The organism is Streptomyces sp. GLSS-08 (assembly GCF_056387915.1).
In genome coordinates this window covers 48,625-65,222 of record NZ_JBWJAQ010000003.1, presented here as the reverse complement: position 1 = coordinate 65,222, position 16,598 = coordinate 48,625, and the positions used below count along the sequence as shown (strand labels likewise).

Genomic DNA, 16,598 nt, shown 5'->3' with positions numbered 1-16,598 from the left:
GCGCATCCTCTACCGTCGCCGGGAACGCCGCTCACCGGGCGGAAGGAGGCGGCCATGCGACACGGTCCTGCGGTGCGGCGCCGCAAGCTCGGCGGCGAACTGCGCGCCCTGCGCGGCCGGGCGGGGCTCACCAGCGGCGAGGCGGCCCGGCTGGTCGGCTGGCACCAGTCGAAGGTGAGCCGGATCGAGACCGGCACCAGCGGCGCGAAGCCGCCCGACGTACGGCGGCTCCTCGACGCGTACGGCGTCCGGAGCCCCGATCTGCGCGAACTGCTCGTCGGCCTGGCCGGCCCCGACGGCGACGGGCGCCACTGGTGGCACGCCTACCGCGGCGTGCTCCCTCCGACGTACCGCGACTTCATCAGCCTGGAGTCCCAGGCGAGTGCCATGCGCACGCTGGAGACCTGCGTGGTGCCGGGCCTGCTGCAGACGCCGGAGTACGCCCGTGCGGTCACCCGGGCCGCCGTGGAGGGCCTGGAGGACGGCAAGCTGAACGCGCTGGTGGAGGTGCGGCTGGCCCGGCAGGACGTGCTGCGTTCGCGTCCGCCCCTGGAACTGAGCGCCGTGCTGGACGAGGCCGTGCTGCGGCGGGCCGTCGGCGGACGCGCGGTGATGCAGCGGCAGTTGGAACGGCTCCTGGAGGCGGCGCGCCTTCCTCACGTACGGCTCCAGGTGCTGCCGTTCGCGTCCGGGGCCCACGTCGGGATCAGCGGACCTTTCGTTGTCTTCTCATTCCCGAACACATCTGATCTGGATGTGGTTGTTCTTGACCACATGACGAGTAGCCTCCACCTCGAACGGAAAGAAGACCTCCAGGCCTACACCGAGGCCTTCAACACCCTTCGGGCCCACGCTCTTTCGCCCGAGGACTCCGTGGACTACATCGCCGCGCTACGTGACGGCGCGTGAGGAGGCATCATGTCGGCACCGCCTCGGTCCGTACGTTCCAGTACGTCCCTGCACGGAGTGCGGTGGCTGCGCAGCAGCCGCAGCACCGGAATGAACAACTGCGTCGAGACCGCGCGACCGGGGCCGGGCACGTGGGCCGGGCTCGTGGCCGTCCGCGACTCGAAGAACCCCGCGGGACCCGCCCTGCTCCTCGCCCCCGCCGCGTGGGAGGAATTCATCGCCGCACTGGGCTGATCCCCCATAGGGGACGGCCCCCGGCGTGTTCACCTCGTCCGGCTGATCACCCGTACGGCGTGCTCGATCTGGTCCTCCGTGAGATCGGCACGGGCGGTCAGCCGCAGCCGCGAGATGCCGTCGGGCACGGACGGCGGGCGGAAGCAGCCGACGGCGAGACCCGCCTCCCGGCAGTCGGCCGCCCAGGCCACCGCCCGCTTGGGGGACGGCGCCCGCACGGACACCACCGCCGCGTCCGGCCGGACCGCCTCGAGGCCCTCGGCCGTCAGGCGGGTGTGCAGGGTCGTCGCCACCCGGCGGGCCCGCGCGGCCCGGTCCGGCTCGCGGCGCAGCAGGCGCAGCGCCGCGAGGGCCGCACCCGCCGCCGCCGGTGCGAGGCCGGTGTCGAAGATGAACGTCCGGGCCGTGTTGACCAGGTGGTCGATGACCGGTCCGGGCCCGAGCACCGCGCCGCCCTGGCTGCCGAACGACTTGGAGAGCGTGACGGTCACGACGACGTCGGGCGCGCCCGCGAGGCCGGACGCCCGTGCGGCGCCCCGGCCGCCGTCGCCGAGCACGCCGAGGCCGTGCGCGTCGTCGAGGACGAGTCCCGCGCCGTGCTCCCGGCAGGCGGCGGCGAGCCCGGCCAGCGGTGCCGCGTCCCCGTCCACCGAGAAGACGGTGTCGGAGACGGCGACGGCGGGCCCTTCGTGGGTGCCGAGGGCCTTGCGGACGGCCTCCGGGTCGGTGTGCGCGACGACCTGTGTCGTCCCGCGGGCCAGCCGGCAGCCGTCGATCAGCGACGCGTGGTTGCCCGCGTCGGAGACGATGAGGGAGCCGTGCGGCGCGAGCGCGGTGACGGCGGCGAGGTTCGCGGCGTAGCCCGAGGAGAAGACCAGGGCGGACTCGAAGCCGCAGAAGGCGGCCAGCTCGCGCTCGAGTTCACCGTGCAGCTCCGTCGTTCCCGTGACCAGCCGGGAACCCGTGGCGCCGCCGCCCCAGCGCCGCGCGGCCTCCGCCGCGGCCTCGGTGATCTCCGGATGCCGTGCCAGCCCGAGGTAGTCGTTGCTCGCGAGGTCGAGGAGCGGCGACTCGGCGGGGCGCGGGCGCAGCGTGCGGACCAGACCCGCCCGGCGGCGCCGGTGCGCCTGCTCGTCGATCCATGCGAACGGCGATCCGGCCATGCTGGAGCCTCCGGGCCCTGTCGTTTTGTAGGCAGTGGACAGACCCTAGCCGCCGGGCCCGCCGCCCAGGATGTGGCAATACCCACACCTCGAACGGTCTCTGTTGTGCAAACTCTCCTTGGCCCCGGGCGGTCGCATAGGCCAGGATCGACCCTCATGGACCTGCTGAACACGCTGGTGGACAAGGGGCTTCGGCGCGAGCTGCCGACCCGGGACGAAGCTCTGGCCGTGCTGGCCACGTCCGACGACGACCTGCTCGATGTGGTGGCGGCGGCGGGCAAGGTGCGCCGGCACTGGTTCGGCCGACGGGTGAAACTCAACTATCTGGTCAACCTGAAGTCGGGGCTGTGCCCCGAGGACTGCTCGTACTGTTCGCAGCGGCTGGGGTCGAAGGCCGAGATCCTGAAGTACACCTGGCTCAAGCCGGACGAGGCCTCGCAGGCCGCGGCGGCGGGCCTGGCGGGGGGCGCCAAGCGCGTCTGTCTGGTGGCGAGCGGGCGCGGTCCGACGGACCGTGACGTCGACCGGGTCTCCGACACCATCAAGGCGATCAAGGACCAGAACGAGAGCGTCGAGGTGTGCGCCTGCCTCGGGCTGCTCTCCGACGGGCAGGCCGAGCGGCTGCGCGAGGCGGGCGCGGACGCCTACAACCACAACCTGAACACGTCCGAGGGGACGTACGGGGAGATCACGACCACGCACACGTACGCCGACCGGGTGGACACGGTGCACAAGGCGCACGCGGCCGGACTGTCCGCCTGCTCCGGTCTGATCGCGGGCATGGGCGAGAGCGACGAGGACCTGGTCGACGTCGTCTACGCGCTGCGCGATCTCGACCCCGACTCCGTGCCGGTGAACTTCCTGATCCCCTTCGAGGGCACTCCGCTCGCCAAGGAGTGGAACCTGAGCCCGCAGCGCTGCCTGCGCATCCTCGCGATGGTCCGCTTCGTCTGCCCCGACGTCGAGGTCCGCATCGCGGGCGGCCGCGAGGTCCATCTGCGCACGATGCAGCCGCTCGCGCTGCACCTGGCCAACTCGATCTTCCTCGGCGACTACCTCACCAGTGAGGGCCAGGCGGGCAAGGCCGACCTGGAGATGATCGCGGACGCCGGGTTCGAGGTGGAGGGCGCGGGTGAGGTCACGCTCCCCGAGCACCGGGCCGCGGCCGGCGGGTGCGGGTCCGCGGAGGGCGCGGGCTGCGGCTCGCACGGGTCCGCGGGCTGCGGATCCCACGAGGCGGCGGGCTGCGGCGCGCACGAGGGGGGCGGGGTCTGCGGGTCCGCGCCCGCACCGCAGGCGGGCGAGGCGCGGACGGACCTCGTCGCGGTACGCCGGCGGGGCGCCGGAACGGACCTCGCGCCCAATGCCTGAGCTGTCCGTGCCGGAACTGATCGAACTGGACCGCCGGCACGTCTGGCACCCCTACGGACCGATGCCGGGCCGGCAGGAGCCACTCGTCGTGGAGGCGGCGAGCGGCGTGCGGCTGAAGATGGCCGACGGGTCCGGTGAGCTGATCGACGGGATGTCGTCCTGGTGGGCGGCGATCCACGGCTACAACCACCCGGTGCTGAACGACGCGGTCCGCGGCCAGCTGGAGCGCATGAGCCACGTCATGTTCGGCGGGCTCACCCACGAGCCGGCCGTACGGCTGGCGAAGCGACTTGTCGACATGTCCCCCGAGGGCCTGGAGCACGTCTTCCTCGCCGACTCCGGTTCGGTCTCGGTCGAGGTCGCCGTCAAGATGTGTCTCCAGCACTGGCGTTCACTCGGCCGCCCCGGCAAACAGCGGATGCTGACCTGGCGCGGCGGTTACCACGGCGACACCTGGCAGCCGATGTCCGTGTGCGACCCCGACGGCGGGATGCACGGGCTGTGGCAGGGCGTGCTCCAGCGGCAGGTGTTCGCGGACGCTCCGCCGGTGGCGTACGAGGAGTCGTACGCGGATCATCTGCGGGACCTGATCGAGCGGCACGCGGACGAGCTGGCCGCGGTGATCGTGGAACCGGTGGTGCAGGGCGCGGGCGGGATGCGGTTCCACTCCCCCGCGTACCTGCGGGTGCTGCGCGAGGCGTGCGACGCGCACGACGTGCTGCTCGTCTTCGACGAGATCGCGACCGCGTTCGGCCGCACGGGCACGCTGTTCGCGGCGGAGCACGCCGGTGTGACACCCGACGTGATGTGCGTCGGCAAGGCGCTGACCGGCGGCTATCTGACGATGGCGGCGACGCTGTGCACGGCCCGGGTGGCCGACGGCATCTCGCGGGGCGAGGTCCCGGTGCTCGCCCACGGGCCCACGTTCATGGGGAACCCGCTGGCGGCGGCCGTGGCCTGCGCCTCCATCGACCTGCTGCTCGGGCAGGACTGGCAGAGCGAGGTCAAGCGCGTCGAGAGCGGGCTGCGGGAGGGACTCGCTCCCGCGGCGGAGCTGCCGGGCGTGCGGGACGTCCGGGTGCTCGGCGCCATCGGCGTGATCCAGCTCGACCACGCCGTCGACATGGAGGCGGCGACCCGGGCGGCCGTGCGCGAGGGTGTGTGGCTGCGGCCGTTCCGGGACCTCATCTACACGATGCCGCCGTACGTCACGAGCGACACGGATCTGGCACGCATCACCCGCGCGGTGTGCGCGGCGGCACGGGAGGGATGACATGCGGGACACACCGGTACTGGTGATCACGGGAACCGGCACGGAGGTCGGCAAGACCGTCACGACCGCCGCCGTCGCCGCGGCCGCGGTCGCGGCCGGGCGGTCGGTGGCGGTGCTCAAGCCCGCCCAGACGGGGGTGGGGCCGGACGAGCGTGGGGACGCCGACGAGGTGGCCCGGCTGGCCGGGCTGGTGACGACCCTCGAACTCGCCCGCTATCCGGAGCCGTTGGCGCCCGCGACGGCGGCCCGCCGGGCCGGCCTCGCGCCGGTGCGGCCCAAGGAGGTCGCGGACGCGGCCGCCGAACTGGCCGCGGATCACGACCTCGTCCTGGTCGAGGGCGCGGGCGGGCTGCTCGTACGGTTCGACGAGGCGGGCGGCACGCTGGCGGACGCGGCGCGGCTGATGGGCGCGCCGGTGCTGGTCGTCGCCTCGGCCGGTCTCGGCACCCTGAACACGACCGAGCTAACCGCCCACGAGCTGCGCGGTCGCGGGATCGACTTCGCCGGCGTCGTGATCGGCAGCTGGCCCGACTCCCCCGATCTGGCGTGCCGTTGCAACCTGGCCGACCTTCCTGAGGTGTCCGGGGCCCCGCTGCTCGGAGCGGTGCCGGCCGGAGCCGGCTCGCTGACCCCGGCCGACTTCCGTACCGGGGCGCCGGGTTGGCTTTCACCTCGCCTGGGCGGCACCTGGGACGCGGACGCGTTCACGGCCGGCGAGGCACCGTAGCCCCCCCCCGGCCCAGGGGCCCGGGGGGCTCACAGGCTCCACTGGCGCAGTTCGCGCTCGATGTCCTGGACCGAGGCCTCGCCGCTCTTCACCAGGCGGGCGAGGTCGCGGACCTGCTCGGGCGAGATGACGACCTTGATGCCGTCGGCGACGAGATAGGCGTACGCGACGGCGGAGGCGAACAGCGCGTTGGACCGCTCCAGGGCCGGTACGTGCAGCAGGAGTTGGAGCAGCGCCGCGGCGCGGGCGTGCGGGCTGTCGTAGACGGGGGTGCCGAATATCTCCGCCTCGTGCCGGCTCACGGCTGCGACGAGGTCGCCCCAGTCGGTGACCTGGGGATCTCCGGGCGTCTTCTGTTCGGCGATCATGAGGAGCCAGGCGAGATCGATTCTGAGGTGGCTCAACGGATCAACGACGACCTTCGCGCTTGCCCTCACGCTCCGCGCCGAACTCCTCGGCGAAGACGGTCTCGTACTGCTTCATGAAGTCGGCCGCGGCGTCCACGAAGGTGTGGCCCGCCTCTCCGGTGTCCTGTCTGACCAGCTCTTCGATGTAGCGATTCACGCTCATGCCGCGCTCCAGGGCACGCTCACGGGCGGCACGGGCGGTACCCTCGTCCACCCGTACGTTCAACTGGGTCTTCGCCATACCTCGAAGCTAGCGCCGAAGCGCTAGCACCGGCAAGGGCGCGCGGCGTCCACCCGGAGGTGGAAAGTGCCCCTTACACGAGTGTCGGGGGCCAGACCTGGGGCGGAGGGCGTCCGGCACTTCGGGAGGATACCGGGCGGGCTCCCGGTCGCCCTACGCTCGGCCGGGACGAAGGAGTCGGCACGTCGATGACCCGGGAGGCGGCCTTGTCCATACCCGCAGCGGAGCGTGCCGCCGGGCCGGCGGACGCCGAAGGGACGGCGGCCCGCGCCCGCGCACTGACCAAGGCGTACGGCTCCGGCGAGACGACCGTGCTCGCTCTCGACTCGGTCGACGTGGACATCGCGCGCGGCCGGTTCACCGCCGTCATGGGCCCCTCGGGTTCGGGAAAGTCGACGCTCATGCACTGCCTGGCCGGGCTCGACACCGTCTCGGCCGGTCAGGTGTGGCTCGGGGACACCGAGATCACCGGCCTGAAGGAACGCGAACTGACCCGGTTGCGGAGGGACCGGATCGGCTTCATGTTCCAGTCGTTCAACCTGATCCCGACGCTCAACGCGGCCGAGAACATCACCCTGCCCATGGACATCGCCGGGCGGACGCCGGACCAGAAGTGGCTGGACCAGGTCATCGACACGCTGGGCCTGCGCGACCGGCTGAAGCACCGTCCCGCACAGCTGTCCGGCGGACAGCAGCAGCGCGTCGCCTGCGCCCGCGCGCTCGCCTCCCGCCCCGAGCTGATCTTCGCGGACGAGCCCACCGGCAATCTCGACTCGCGCGCCGGACTCGAGGTGCTCGGGTTCCTGCGCGAGGCGGTGGACGACCTCGGGCAGACGGTGGTCATGGTCACGCACGATCCCGGCGCCGCCGCCCACTCCGACCTCGTGCTCTTCCTGGGCGACGGGCGGATCGTGGACGAGATGGCACGGCCGACTGCGGAGGCCGTGCTGGAGCGCATGAAGCGCTTCGACTCGGCTCGCGCCGGCTTCACCGACGGGACGGGCGGCGCACCCGGGGTGGCGGCGCCGCGGAACTCCGGCGCGGAGTCCGCCCGCCATGACAGGCTTCCCGGCGGCGGTTCCGCCGACGTGACCCCCGACAAGGACTGAGGCGGTCGTGCTCAAGGCGACACTGCGGAGCTTTCTCGCACACAAGGGGCGGCTGCTGCTCTCGGCACTGGCCGTCGTGCTGTCCGTCGCGTTCGTCGCGGGCAGTCTGATCTTCTCGGACACCGTCACCCGCACGTTCGACCGGCTCTTCGCCTCTACGTCGGCCGACGTGACCGTGTCCCCCAGGGAGGATCTCGAGTCGCAGATCCCGTCCGGGGCGACCGCCACCGTGCCGGCCTCGCTCGCCGACCGGGTGGCGGAGATCGACGGCGTGGCGAGCACGCACGGCGACGTGTCCGTGGAGAACATCACCGTCGTCGACAGCGAGAACGAGTCCGTCGGACCGACCACGGGCGCGCCCACCATCGCCACCGACTGGTTCGTCACCGACCGCAGCCCGGTGAAACTGACGTCGGGGCACGCGCCGCGGGGTCCGCAGGAGGCGCTGCTCGACGCGGACACCGCGAAGAACAAGCACGTGAGGATCGGCGACACGCTGACCGTGCTCGCCCGGCCCGGGTCGTTCAAGGTGCGGGTCGTCGGAATCGCCACCTTCACCACCACCAACCCCGGGGCCGCACTGGTCTATCTGGACACACCCACCGCACAGTCCGAACTGCTCGGCCGGGCCGGCGTGGTCACCAGCGTCTCCGTGATCGCCTCACCGGGGGTGGGCGACGCCGCGCTCAAGCAGCGCATCGCCGCCGAACTCGGCACCGACGCCTACGAGTTGCAAACGGCTGACGAGGAGGCCGAGTCGGCGGCGGCCAAGCTCGGCGGCTTCCTCGACGTGATCAAGTACGTGATGCTCGGCTTCGCCGGGATCGCGGTTCTCGTCGGGGTCTTCCTGATCGTCAACACGTTCTCCATGCTCATCGCCCAACGTACGCGCGAACTGGGCCTGTTGCGGGCTCTCGGAGCCGACCGGCGGCAGGTGCGGCGGTCCGTGCTGACCGAGGCGGCGCTGCTCGGCCTGGTCGGTTCGACAGTCGGACTCGCCGCCGGGATCGGTCTGGCGGCCGGACTGATCGAACTGATGGGCGTGTTCGGCATGAACCTGAAGTCCACCGAGATGGTGATCGGGTGGGTGACTCCCGTCTCGGCATACGCCGTCGGGGTGGGCGTCACCTTCCTGGCCGCGTATCTCCCGGCCCGCCGCGCGGCGGGCGTCTCGCCGATGGCGGCCCTGGCCGACGCCGAGATCGCCGGGGTGGGGCGGCCGTTGCGGACGCGCGCGGTCGTCGGGACGGTCGTCGGGGTGGCGGGCGCCGCCGCCCTCGTGGGCTGCGTGACGGCGACCAAGACCTCGTCGGCGGCGTCCCTGCTCGCCCTCGGCGTCGTCCTCACCCTCGTCGCGACCGTGATCGCCGGTCCGCTGCTCGTGCGGCCCGTGATCCGGGTGCTGGGCGCGGCCTTCCCCGCCCTTTTCGGGTCCGTCGGCCGGATGAGCCAGCGCAACGCGCTGCGCAACCCCCGGCGCACCGGGGCCACGGCCGCCGCCCTGATGGTGGGTCTCGCCCTGGTCGGCGGGATGTCGGTGGCCAGCGCCTCCATGAGCAAGTCGTTCGACCAGCAGATCGACAAGACACTGGGCGCCGACTTCGTGGTGCAGAACAGCAACTTCCTGCCGTTCCCGCAGGAGATCACCGGGAAGGTCCGTGCCACCGACGGCGCCGGGCTCGTCGTACGGCAGCGGTTCACGCCGGTGGCGGTGCGGCTGCCGGACGGCAAGCGCGTCGAGACCACCGCCGCGGCCTACGAGTCCCGGCTGGACGACGTCGCCAACGTCAACTACGCCCGGGGTGACACCGCGGCCGCCCTGGCCGACGGCCACCTCGCGATGGACGCCGAGTTCGCGAAGGACCACGGCGTGCGGATCGGCAGCAGAATCCCCGTGGAGTTCCCGGGCGGGCGCAGAACCGAACTGGAGGCGGCCGCCTTCACCGACCAGGACTCCGCCGAGGGCTTCGGCGTGCAGGGCGGCCTGTACTTCGGCTTCGCCACGATCGAGAAGTACGTGCCCGACGGCCAGGACTCCGCGCTGTACGTGAACGCGGCGGCCGGCACCGACGCGGACGGACTGCGCTCCGGCCTGGAGACGACGCTCGACCCCTATCCGCAGGTCCAGGTGCGTGACCTCGCCGACTACAAGAAGCTGATCCACGACCAGATCGCCGTGCTGCTCTACCTCGTGTACGCGCTGCTCGGCCTCGCGATCGTCATCGCCGTGCTCGGCGTCGTCAACACCCTCGCCCTGTCGGTCGTGGAACGCACCCGCGAGATCGGTCTGCTGCGCGCGATCGGGCTGGCCCGCCGTCAGCTGCGCCGGATGATCCGTCTGGAGTCGGTGGTGATCGCCGTGTTCGGTGCGGTGCTCGGACTCGCGCTCGGTCTGCTGTGGGGGCTGTGCGTGCAGCAGGTGCTCGCGCTCCAGGGCATGACGGCGCTGGCGATCCCCTGGACCACCGTCGTCGCGGTGGTGGTCGGTTCGGCGGTCGTGGGCATCGTCGCCGCGCTGCTCCCCGCGCTGCGCGCCTCACGCATGAACGTCCTGGCGGCCATCGCGCACGAGTGAGGAGGGTGCGCGCCGGTCGCGTACGGGTGAGTGGGAGCGTGAGCGTTCCGCGAGCGTCCGGATCGTGGAATCCCCGTATCACCCATGGGGGCCCGTGGTGGGATCGCGGGATGACTGATCTGCGGATACGGGCCGCAACGCCTGACGACCTGGACAGCGTGCTCGCCTTCTGGACTACGGCGGCCGAGGGCACGAGCATCAGCGACGACCGGGACGGCGTGGAGCGGCTGGTGAGCCGCGACCCCGAGGCGCTGATCCTCGCGGAACGGGACGGGGAACTGGTCGGCACGGTCATCGCGGGCTTCGACGGCTGGCGCTGCCATCTGTACCGGCTGGCGGTGCACCCGTCGCGCCGGCGCCTCGGGATCGGCTCGGCGCTCCTGGCCGCCGCCGAGGAGCGGTTCGTACGGCTCGGCGGACGCCGCGGGGACGCGATGGTGCTGAAGCGGAACGAGACGGCGCGTCATGCGTGGCGCGCCGCGGGGTACACGCCCGAGGAACACTGGCGCAGGTGGGTCAAACCACTGCCCCGGTGATTCACTTTGCCGACCCTTTACCATTGGTCACATCAGCCGTCCTCCCGCATGGAAAGGTGTGAGCGTCCGCCCATGGGCGAACCTCCCGGTCAGCGGCACTGCCGTCCTCCCGGTCTCCGACATCGCGCGATCCCCCCGCCCCTGGCCGACCATGGGACGGAGGTGACCCGATGACCGAAGTGCTCCTTCTCCTGGTGGCGATCCTGCTCTCCGTGGCCTGTGGTGCCTTCGTCGCGGCAGAGTTCTCCCTGACCACGATCGAGCGCGGTGAGCTGGAGCGCGCCGTCGAGCGGGGCGAGCGCGGCGCGTCCGGTGCCCTCAAGGCCGTACGGAACCTGACCTTCCAGCTGTCCGGCGCGCAACTCGGCATCACGGTGACCAACCTGGTCGTCGGCATGCTCGCCGAACCGTCCATCGCCAAGCTGATCGCCGGTCCGCTGGAGGCCGTGGGCGTGCCCCGGTCGGCGTCGCACTCCGTCGCCCTGGTGCTCGGGACGGCCCTGTCGACCGTCTTCCTGATGGTCATCGGCGAGCTGGTGCCCAAGAACTGGGCGATCTCGTCGCCGCTCGCCGTGGCCCGGCGGGTGGCGAGCCCGCAGCGCTGGTTCAGCGCCGCGTTCCGCCCGTTCATCACCCACCTGAACAACACCGCGAACCGCCTAGTGCGCCGCTTCGGCATCGAACCGGCGGAGGAGCTGGCCTCCGCGCGCGGCCCCAAGGAGCTCGTGGCGCTCGCCCGTCACTCCGCCAAGGCGGGCGCCCTGGAGCCGGACACCGCCGAGCTCTTCGTCCGCACGCTCAACCTCGCCGACCTCTCCGCGGAGAACGTGATGACTCCCCGCGTCCAGGTCATCGCCCTGGACGTGCAGGCGACCTGCGAGGACGTGGCGAACGCGACACGGGCGACGGGCCTGTCCCGGTTCCCCGTGTACCGCGGGAACCTCGACTCGGTGGTCGGTGTGGTGCACATCAAGGACGTCCTGACCGTGCCCGCAGGCCACCGGGCGCGTACCTCCGTCTCGCACATCACGCGCGAGCCCCTCTTCGTACCGGAGTCGCTGACCGTCGACCGGCTCCTGGACCGGCTGGCCGTCAAGCGCACGATGGCCGTCGTCATCGACGAGTACGGCGGTACCGCGGGCGTCGCCACGCTCGAGGACATCGTCGAGGAGGTCGTCGGGGAGGTGCGGGACGAGCACGACCCGCACGAGACGTCCGACCTGGCGCCGGCCGGCACGGACCCGGAAGGCCGCACGCTGTACTCCGCCGACGGGTCGGCCCGCACCGACCAGCTCGCACGGGTCGGCCTGCGGGTGCCGGACGGTCCCTACGAGACGCTGGCCGGCCTCGTCGCCGCCGAGATGGGCCGCATCCCGGCCGTCGGCGACAGCGTCGAGGTGGCCGGCTGGCTGCTCGACGTGACGGACGCCTCCGGGCGCCGCGCCGCCCGCGTACTGCTGCACGCGCCGGACGGCGGACACCGTGCCGAGGAGAAGGAGGGGGCGCGATGACCGTCGTACAACTACTGATCGGCCTGGCCACGCTCGTCGTGAACGCGTTCTTCGTGGGCGGCGAGTTCGCCCTGATCTCGGTGCGCCGCAGCCAGATCGAGCCGCACGCCGAGGACGGCGACCGCCGTGCGCGCAGTGTGCTGTGGGGCCTGGAGCACGTGTCCGCACTGCTGGCGGCCGCGCAGCTGGGCATCACCCTGTGCACGCTGGTTCTCGGCGTGGTGGCCGAGCCGGCGATCGCGCACCTGCTGGAGCCCGTGTTCCACGCGGTCGGTGTCCCCGCGGGCGCGGGGCACGCGGTGTCGTTCGTGATCGCGCTCACCGTGGCGACCTATCTGCACATGCTGCTCGGCGAGATGGTGCCGAAGAACGTCGCGCTGGCGGAGCCGGTACGGACCGCGCTGCTGCTCGGGCCGCCGCTCGTCGCGCTGGCCCGGGGACTTCGCCCGGTGATCTTCGCGGTGAACGCCTTCGCGAACGGGATTCTGAAGCTGCTCAGGGTGGAGGTCAAGGACGAGGTCACGGCCACGTTCTCGGACGACGAGCTGGCCCGCCTGGTCGCGGACTCCGGCGAGGCCGGCCTCATCGACGACCGGGCCAGGGAGCGGCTGCACGACGCCCTGGAGCTCGGCCGCCGGCCCGTGCGGGACGTCGTGCTTCCGCTGGAGAGCGTGGTCTACGCGCGCGTGGGCGTCACTGCCGAGCAGGTGGAGCGGCTGTCCGCCGAGAGCGGGTTCTCCCGCTTCCCCGTGGTGGACGACGGCCGCCGGATCGTGGCCTATCTGCACGTCAAGGACGCGCTCGACGTGATGCCGCGCGACCTGCCGTTCGCGGTCCGGGACATGCGCCCCATCGCGCGGGTCCGCGAGGACACCCCGTTGGACGATGTCCTGACTGCCATGCGCAGGAGCCGCACGCACCTGGCGGCGGTACTCGGCGAGGACGGGCGCCTGTCGGGTCTGGTGACCATGGAGGACGTCCTGCGGGAGCTGTTCGGACAGCCTGTGTAGCCGGAGCGCGGCCGGCGTACGGGGTGCTGCGGGCGGGTGGGCGACGGTCTCGCCCCGATGCCCCGATGCCCCGATGCCCCGATGCCCCGATGCCCCGATGCCCCGCGGGACCGCGGGACCGGTCCGGCCCGTCGGGCCCGGGTCGGCCCGCCGGCCCGCGTCGACCCGCTGGGGGCCGAGCAGACCCGCGGGGGCCTGAGCCCCGCTCGTGGTGGTGGGCGGTGTGACGGCGGCGGTCGGTGGTGTGCCCGGGGGACGGCGCCAGGCACGTACGGCCGCATGGCAGCGTGTTCGTCCCGTGGCCGCCCGCCTGCCGTGCTGTTCGCTTCGTGGCCGCCCGCCTGCCGGCCGCGCGTGGCGGTAGGGCGACCGACCGGCGGGTATGGAGCCGCGTTACGATCGCTCTCGCCATGCAGACGAATCCCACCCACTCCAGCCTTGTCGCGGTCGGCGACTCCTTCACCGAGGGCATGTCGGACCTGCTGCCCGACGGCTCGTACCGGGGCTGGGCGGACCTTCTCGCCGCCCGGATGGCCGCGCACACGCCCGGCTTCCGCTACGCCAATCTCGCGGTGCGCGGCAAGCTGATCCAGCAGATCGTCGACGAGCAGGTGCCGCTGGCGTCCGCCATGGAACCCGACGTGATCACGCTGGTCGGCGGTCTCAACGACACGCTGCGGCCCAAGTGCGACATGGGCCGGGTGCGCGCGCTCCTGGAGGAGGCCGTTGAACGGCTCGCCCCCTCCTGCAAACAGCTCGTGCTCATGCGCAGCCCCGGCCGCAACGGCCCGGTGTTCGAACGGTTCCGGCCGCGCATGGAGGAGTTGTTCACCTGCATCGACGACCTCGCAGCCCGGCACGGCGCGCTCGTCGTAGACCTGTACGGGGCCGCCTCGCTCTCCGACCCCCGCCTGTGGCACGTGGACCGGCTCCATCTCACGTCCGAGGGCCACCAGCGGGTCGCCGAGGCGGTCTGGCAGTCGCTCGGCTACGACCCGCAGGACGCGGACTGGCACGCGCCGATACCGCCCACCCCGCCGCCCGGCTGGATCGCCCGCCGCACGGCCGACGTCCGTTTCGCCCGTGAGCATCTGCTGCCGTGGATAGCCCGCCGGCTGACCGGCCGCTCGTCCGGCGACGGGCTGCCGGCCAAGCGGCCCGACCTGCTGCCGTGGGAGAGGCCGGACGCGTAGGCGGGACACTTCAGGCCGGGACGGGTTGACCCGGCGGGGCGGGGAGCACCGCGCCCGCCAGCCACGACGGACTAGTAGCTTCCGACGAACAACCCCGCGGCGCTGGCCTGCACGAATCGCCAGTAGAATCCGTACACGTGACTGCCGCGCCTGCAAAGCCCCGTATCCCGAACGTCCTCGCCGGACGCTACGCCTCCGCCGAGCTCGCCACGCTCTGGTCCCCCGAGCAGAAGGTCAAGCTGGAGCGTCAGCTCTGGCTCGCCGTGCTGCGGGCCCAGAAGGACCTCGGGATCGAGGTGCCGGACGCCGCCCTCGCCGACTACGAACGCGTGCTCGACCAGGTGGACCTGGCGTCGATCGCGGAGCGCGAGAAGGTCACGCGGCACGACGTCAAGGCGCGGATCGAGGAGTTCAACGATCTCGCCGGGCACGAGCAGGTGCACAAGGGCATGACGTCCCGGGACCTCACGGAGAACGTCGAGCAGCTCCAGATCCGGCTCTCGCTCGAGCTCGTGCGCGACCGTGCGGTGGCCGTGCTGGCGCGTCTCGGCAAGCTGGCGGGCGAGTACGGCGAGCTGGTCATGGCCGGCCGCTCGCACAACGTGGCCGCGCAGGCCACGACCCTCGGCAAGCGCTTCGCGACCGCCGCCGACGAACTGCTCGTCGCCCACGGCCGGGTCGAGGAACTGCTCACCCGCTACCCGCTGCGCGGCATCAAGGGCCCGGTCGGCACGGCCCAGGACATGCTCGACCTGCTCGGCGGCGACGCCTCGAAGCTCGCCGACCTGGAGCAGCGCATCGCCGGGCACCTCGGCTTCTCACAGGCGTTCACGTCCGTCGGCCAGGTCTACCCGCGCTCCCTCGACTACGAGGTGGTGACCGCGCTGGTGCAGCTGGCAGCCGCGCCGTCCTCGCTGGCCAAGACGATCCGGCTGATGGCCGGGCACGAGCTGGTCACCGAGGGCTTCAAGCCGGGCCAGGTCGGCTCGTCGGCCATGCCGCACAAGATGAACACCCGCTCCTGCGAGCGCGTCAACGGCCTGATGGTGATCCTGCGGGGCTACGCCTCCATGACGGGCGAGCTGGCGGGTGACCAGTGGAACGAGGGCGACGTGTCGTGCTCGGTGGTGCGCCGGGTCGCGCTGCCGGACGCGTTCTTCGCTCTGGACGGCCTGCTGGAGACGTTCCTGACCGTCCTCGACGAGTTCGGCGCCTTCCCGGCCGTCGTCGCCCGTGAGCTGGACCGCTACCTGCCCTTCCTCGCGACCACGAAGGTCCTCATGGGCGCGGTGCGGGCGGGTGTCGGCCGCGAGGTCGCGCACGAGGCGATCAAGGAGAACGCCGTCGCCTCCGCCCTCGCCATGCGCGAGCAGGGCGCCGAGCGCAACGAGCTGCTCGACAAGCTCGCCGCGGACGAGCGCATCCCGCTGGACCGTGCGCGGCTCGACGAGCTGATGGCCGACAAGCTGTCGTTCACGGGGGCCGCCGCCGATCAGGTGGCCGTCGTCGTCGGCCGGATCGAGGAGATCGTGAAGCGGTACCCGCAGGCCGCGGGCTACACGCCGGGGGCGATCCTCTGACCCGGTTCACTCCGGCGGAGCTGGAGGCCGCCCGCGACCGGCTGGTGCCGGATGTCGTCGCGGACGGCCTCCGCGTTCTGTTCTGCGGCATCAACCCCGGCCTGATGACGGCCGCCACCGGTCATCACTTCGCCCGGCCGGGCAACCGCTTCTGGCCCGTGCTGCACCTGTCGGGTTTCACGCCGCGGTTGCTGAAACCGTCCGAGCAGGACGAGTTGCTCTCGTACGGGCTCGGCATCACGAACGTGGTGGCACGGGCGACGGCACGGGCCGACGAGCTGACCGCCGAGGAGTACCGCGAGGGCGGCGGGCTGCTCGGCGCCAAGGTGGAACGGCTGCGTCCCCGCTGGCTGGCGGTGGTCGGCGTCACGGCGTACCGCGCCGCGTTCGACGACCGCCGGGCGAAGGTGGGGCCGCAGGAGCGGACGATCGGGAACAGCCGCGTGTGGGTGCTGCCCAACCCGAGCGGACTGAACGCCCATTGGACGGCCGCGACGATGGCGGAGGAGTTCGCGCTCCTGCGGGAGACGGCAGACGCCGACGCCTAGGACCTGTCGTTTGGATCAGGCCGGCGTCGCGGGGTCTGGCGCGCACATCTGCGGCGTTGTCGTCGGTCGCCGACGCTCCGCGTCGACTCCCTCCTCCGCCTTGCAGCTGCACGCGCCAGACCCCGCTCGGGTCGGTCAGGACGAACCGTCGGTCACAGCGGGCCTGATCCAAACGACAGGCCCTAGGCCGCCCACGCCCCCTTGGCCGCAT

At 72.2% G+C, this 16,598-nt stretch carries 16 protein-coding genes; 13 read left to right on the top strand and 3 right to left on the bottom strand.

The features are described from left to right. Positions 1-54 precede the first annotated feature (54 nt). Both AC0ZLC_RS05850 and AC0ZLC_RS05845 read left to right on the top strand, forming a co-directional pair. Positions 55-909, top strand: a complete 855-nt coding sequence (locus tag AC0ZLC_RS05850) for a helix-turn-helix domain-containing protein (RefSeq protein ID WP_476750805.1) — start codon at positions 55-57, stop codon at positions 907-909. Positions 910-918: 9 nt separating this feature from the next. Continuing rightward, positions 919-1,143 (top strand): DUF397 domain-containing protein, encoded by a 225-nt coding sequence (locus tag AC0ZLC_RS05845; RefSeq protein WP_476750804.1) that lies wholly within the window; start codon positions 919-921, stop codon positions 1,141-1,143. 29 nt (positions 1,144-1,172) lie between these two features. On the opposite strand, the gene AC0ZLC_RS05840 is transcribed toward AC0ZLC_RS05845, so the two are convergent. Next, entirely contained in the window at positions 1,173-2,306 is a 1,134-nt protein-coding gene (locus tag AC0ZLC_RS05840) for an 8-amino-7-oxononanoate synthase (RefSeq protein ID WP_476750803.1), read from the bottom strand. A gap of 156 nt (positions 2,307-2,462) precedes the next feature. Between AC0ZLC_RS05840 and bioB the strand changes: the two genes are divergently transcribed. The 3 genes from bioB to bioD are packed head-to-tail and all read left to right on the top strand — an operon-like array spanning position 2,463 to position 5,677. Next, positions 2,463-3,677, top strand: a complete 1,215-nt coding sequence (gene bioB / locus AC0ZLC_RS05835) for a biotin synthase BioB (RefSeq protein WP_476750802.1) — start codon at positions 2,463-2,465, stop codon at positions 3,675-3,677. Continuing rightward, positions 3,670-4,950 (top strand): adenosylmethionine--8-amino-7-oxononanoate transaminase, encoded by a 1,281-nt coding sequence (locus tag AC0ZLC_RS05830; RefSeq protein WP_476750801.1) that lies wholly within the window; start codon positions 3,670-3,672, stop codon positions 4,948-4,950. Before bioB ends, AC0ZLC_RS05830 begins: the two co-directional genes overlap by 8 nt. 1 nt (position 4,951) lies before the next feature. Further along, complete coding sequence (gene bioD / locus AC0ZLC_RS05825) at positions 4,952-5,677, top strand: dethiobiotin synthase (protein WP_476750800.1); 726 nt, start codon at positions 4,952-4,954, stop codon at positions 5,675-5,677. A 29-nt stretch (positions 5,678-5,706) separates the two neighbouring features. Here the strand turns inward: bioD and AC0ZLC_RS05820 are convergent, their stop codons facing one another. Together AC0ZLC_RS05820 and AC0ZLC_RS05815 are read right to left on the bottom strand one after the other, a co-directional pair. After that, a complete protein-coding gene (locus AC0ZLC_RS05820; protein WP_476750799.1) occupies positions 5,707-6,081 on the bottom strand; it encodes a fic family toxin-antitoxin system, toxin component in 375 nt (124 codons plus the stop codon). A 4-nt stretch (positions 6,082-6,085) separates the two neighbouring features. Continuing rightward, complete coding sequence (locus tag AC0ZLC_RS05815; RefSeq protein WP_355780445.1) at positions 6,086-6,325, bottom strand: toxin-antitoxin system HicB family antitoxin; 240 nt, start codon at positions 6,323-6,325, stop codon at positions 6,086-6,088. Positions 6,326-6,531: 206 nt separating this feature from the next. Here AC0ZLC_RS05815 and AC0ZLC_RS05810 point away from each other — a divergent pair, with 206 nt between their 5' ends. The 8 genes from AC0ZLC_RS05810 to mug all read left to right on the top strand — a co-directional run bounded on the left by AC0ZLC_RS05810 (position 6,532) and on the right by mug (position 16,387). Then, positions 6,532-7,434: an ABC transporter ATP-binding protein gene (locus AC0ZLC_RS05810; RefSeq protein WP_476750798.1), complete on the top strand. Its 903-nt coding sequence runs from the start codon at positions 6,532-6,534 to the stop codon at positions 7,432-7,434. A 7-nt stretch (positions 7,435-7,441) separates the two neighbouring features. Next, positions 7,442-10,009, top strand: a complete 2,568-nt coding sequence (locus AC0ZLC_RS05805) for an ABC transporter permease (protein WP_476750797.1) — start codon at positions 7,442-7,444, stop codon at positions 10,007-10,009. A gap of 110 nt (positions 10,010-10,119) precedes the next feature. Further along, positions 10,120-10,545: a GNAT family N-acetyltransferase gene (locus AC0ZLC_RS05800; protein WP_476750796.1), complete on the top strand. Its 426-nt coding sequence runs from the start codon at positions 10,120-10,122 to the stop codon at positions 10,543-10,545. Positions 10,546-10,715: 170 nt separating this feature from the next. Next, positions 10,716-12,056: a hemolysin family protein gene (locus AC0ZLC_RS05795; protein WP_476750795.1), complete on the top strand. Its 1,341-nt coding sequence runs from the start codon at positions 10,716-10,718 to the stop codon at positions 12,054-12,056. After that, positions 12,053-13,066 carry a hemolysin family protein gene (locus AC0ZLC_RS05790; protein WP_476750794.1) on the top strand — a complete coding sequence of 338 codons (1,014 nt, stop codon included), beginning with the start codon at positions 12,053-12,055 and terminating at the stop codon, positions 13,064-13,066. Before AC0ZLC_RS05795 ends, AC0ZLC_RS05790 begins: the two co-directional genes overlap by 4 nt. 410 nt (positions 13,067-13,476) lie before the next feature. Further along, the gene (locus AC0ZLC_RS05785; protein WP_476750793.1) at positions 13,477-14,259 is read left to right on the top strand and encodes an SGNH/GDSL hydrolase family protein; all 783 of its coding nucleotides are present in this window, start codon (positions 13,477-13,479) and stop codon (positions 14,257-14,259) included. A 137-nt stretch (positions 14,260-14,396) separates the two neighbouring features. Continuing rightward, a complete protein-coding gene (purB, locus tag AC0ZLC_RS05780) occupies positions 14,397-15,839 on the top strand; it encodes an adenylosuccinate lyase (protein WP_476750792.1) in 1,443 nt (480 codons plus the stop codon). Further along, positions 15,836-16,387 carry a G/U mismatch-specific DNA glycosylase gene (gene mug / locus AC0ZLC_RS05775; protein WP_476751186.1) on the top strand — a complete coding sequence of 184 codons (552 nt, stop codon included), beginning with the start codon at positions 15,836-15,838 and terminating at the stop codon, positions 16,385-16,387. Before purB ends, mug begins: the two co-directional genes overlap by 4 nt. Positions 16,388-16,598: the final 211 nt, after the last annotated feature.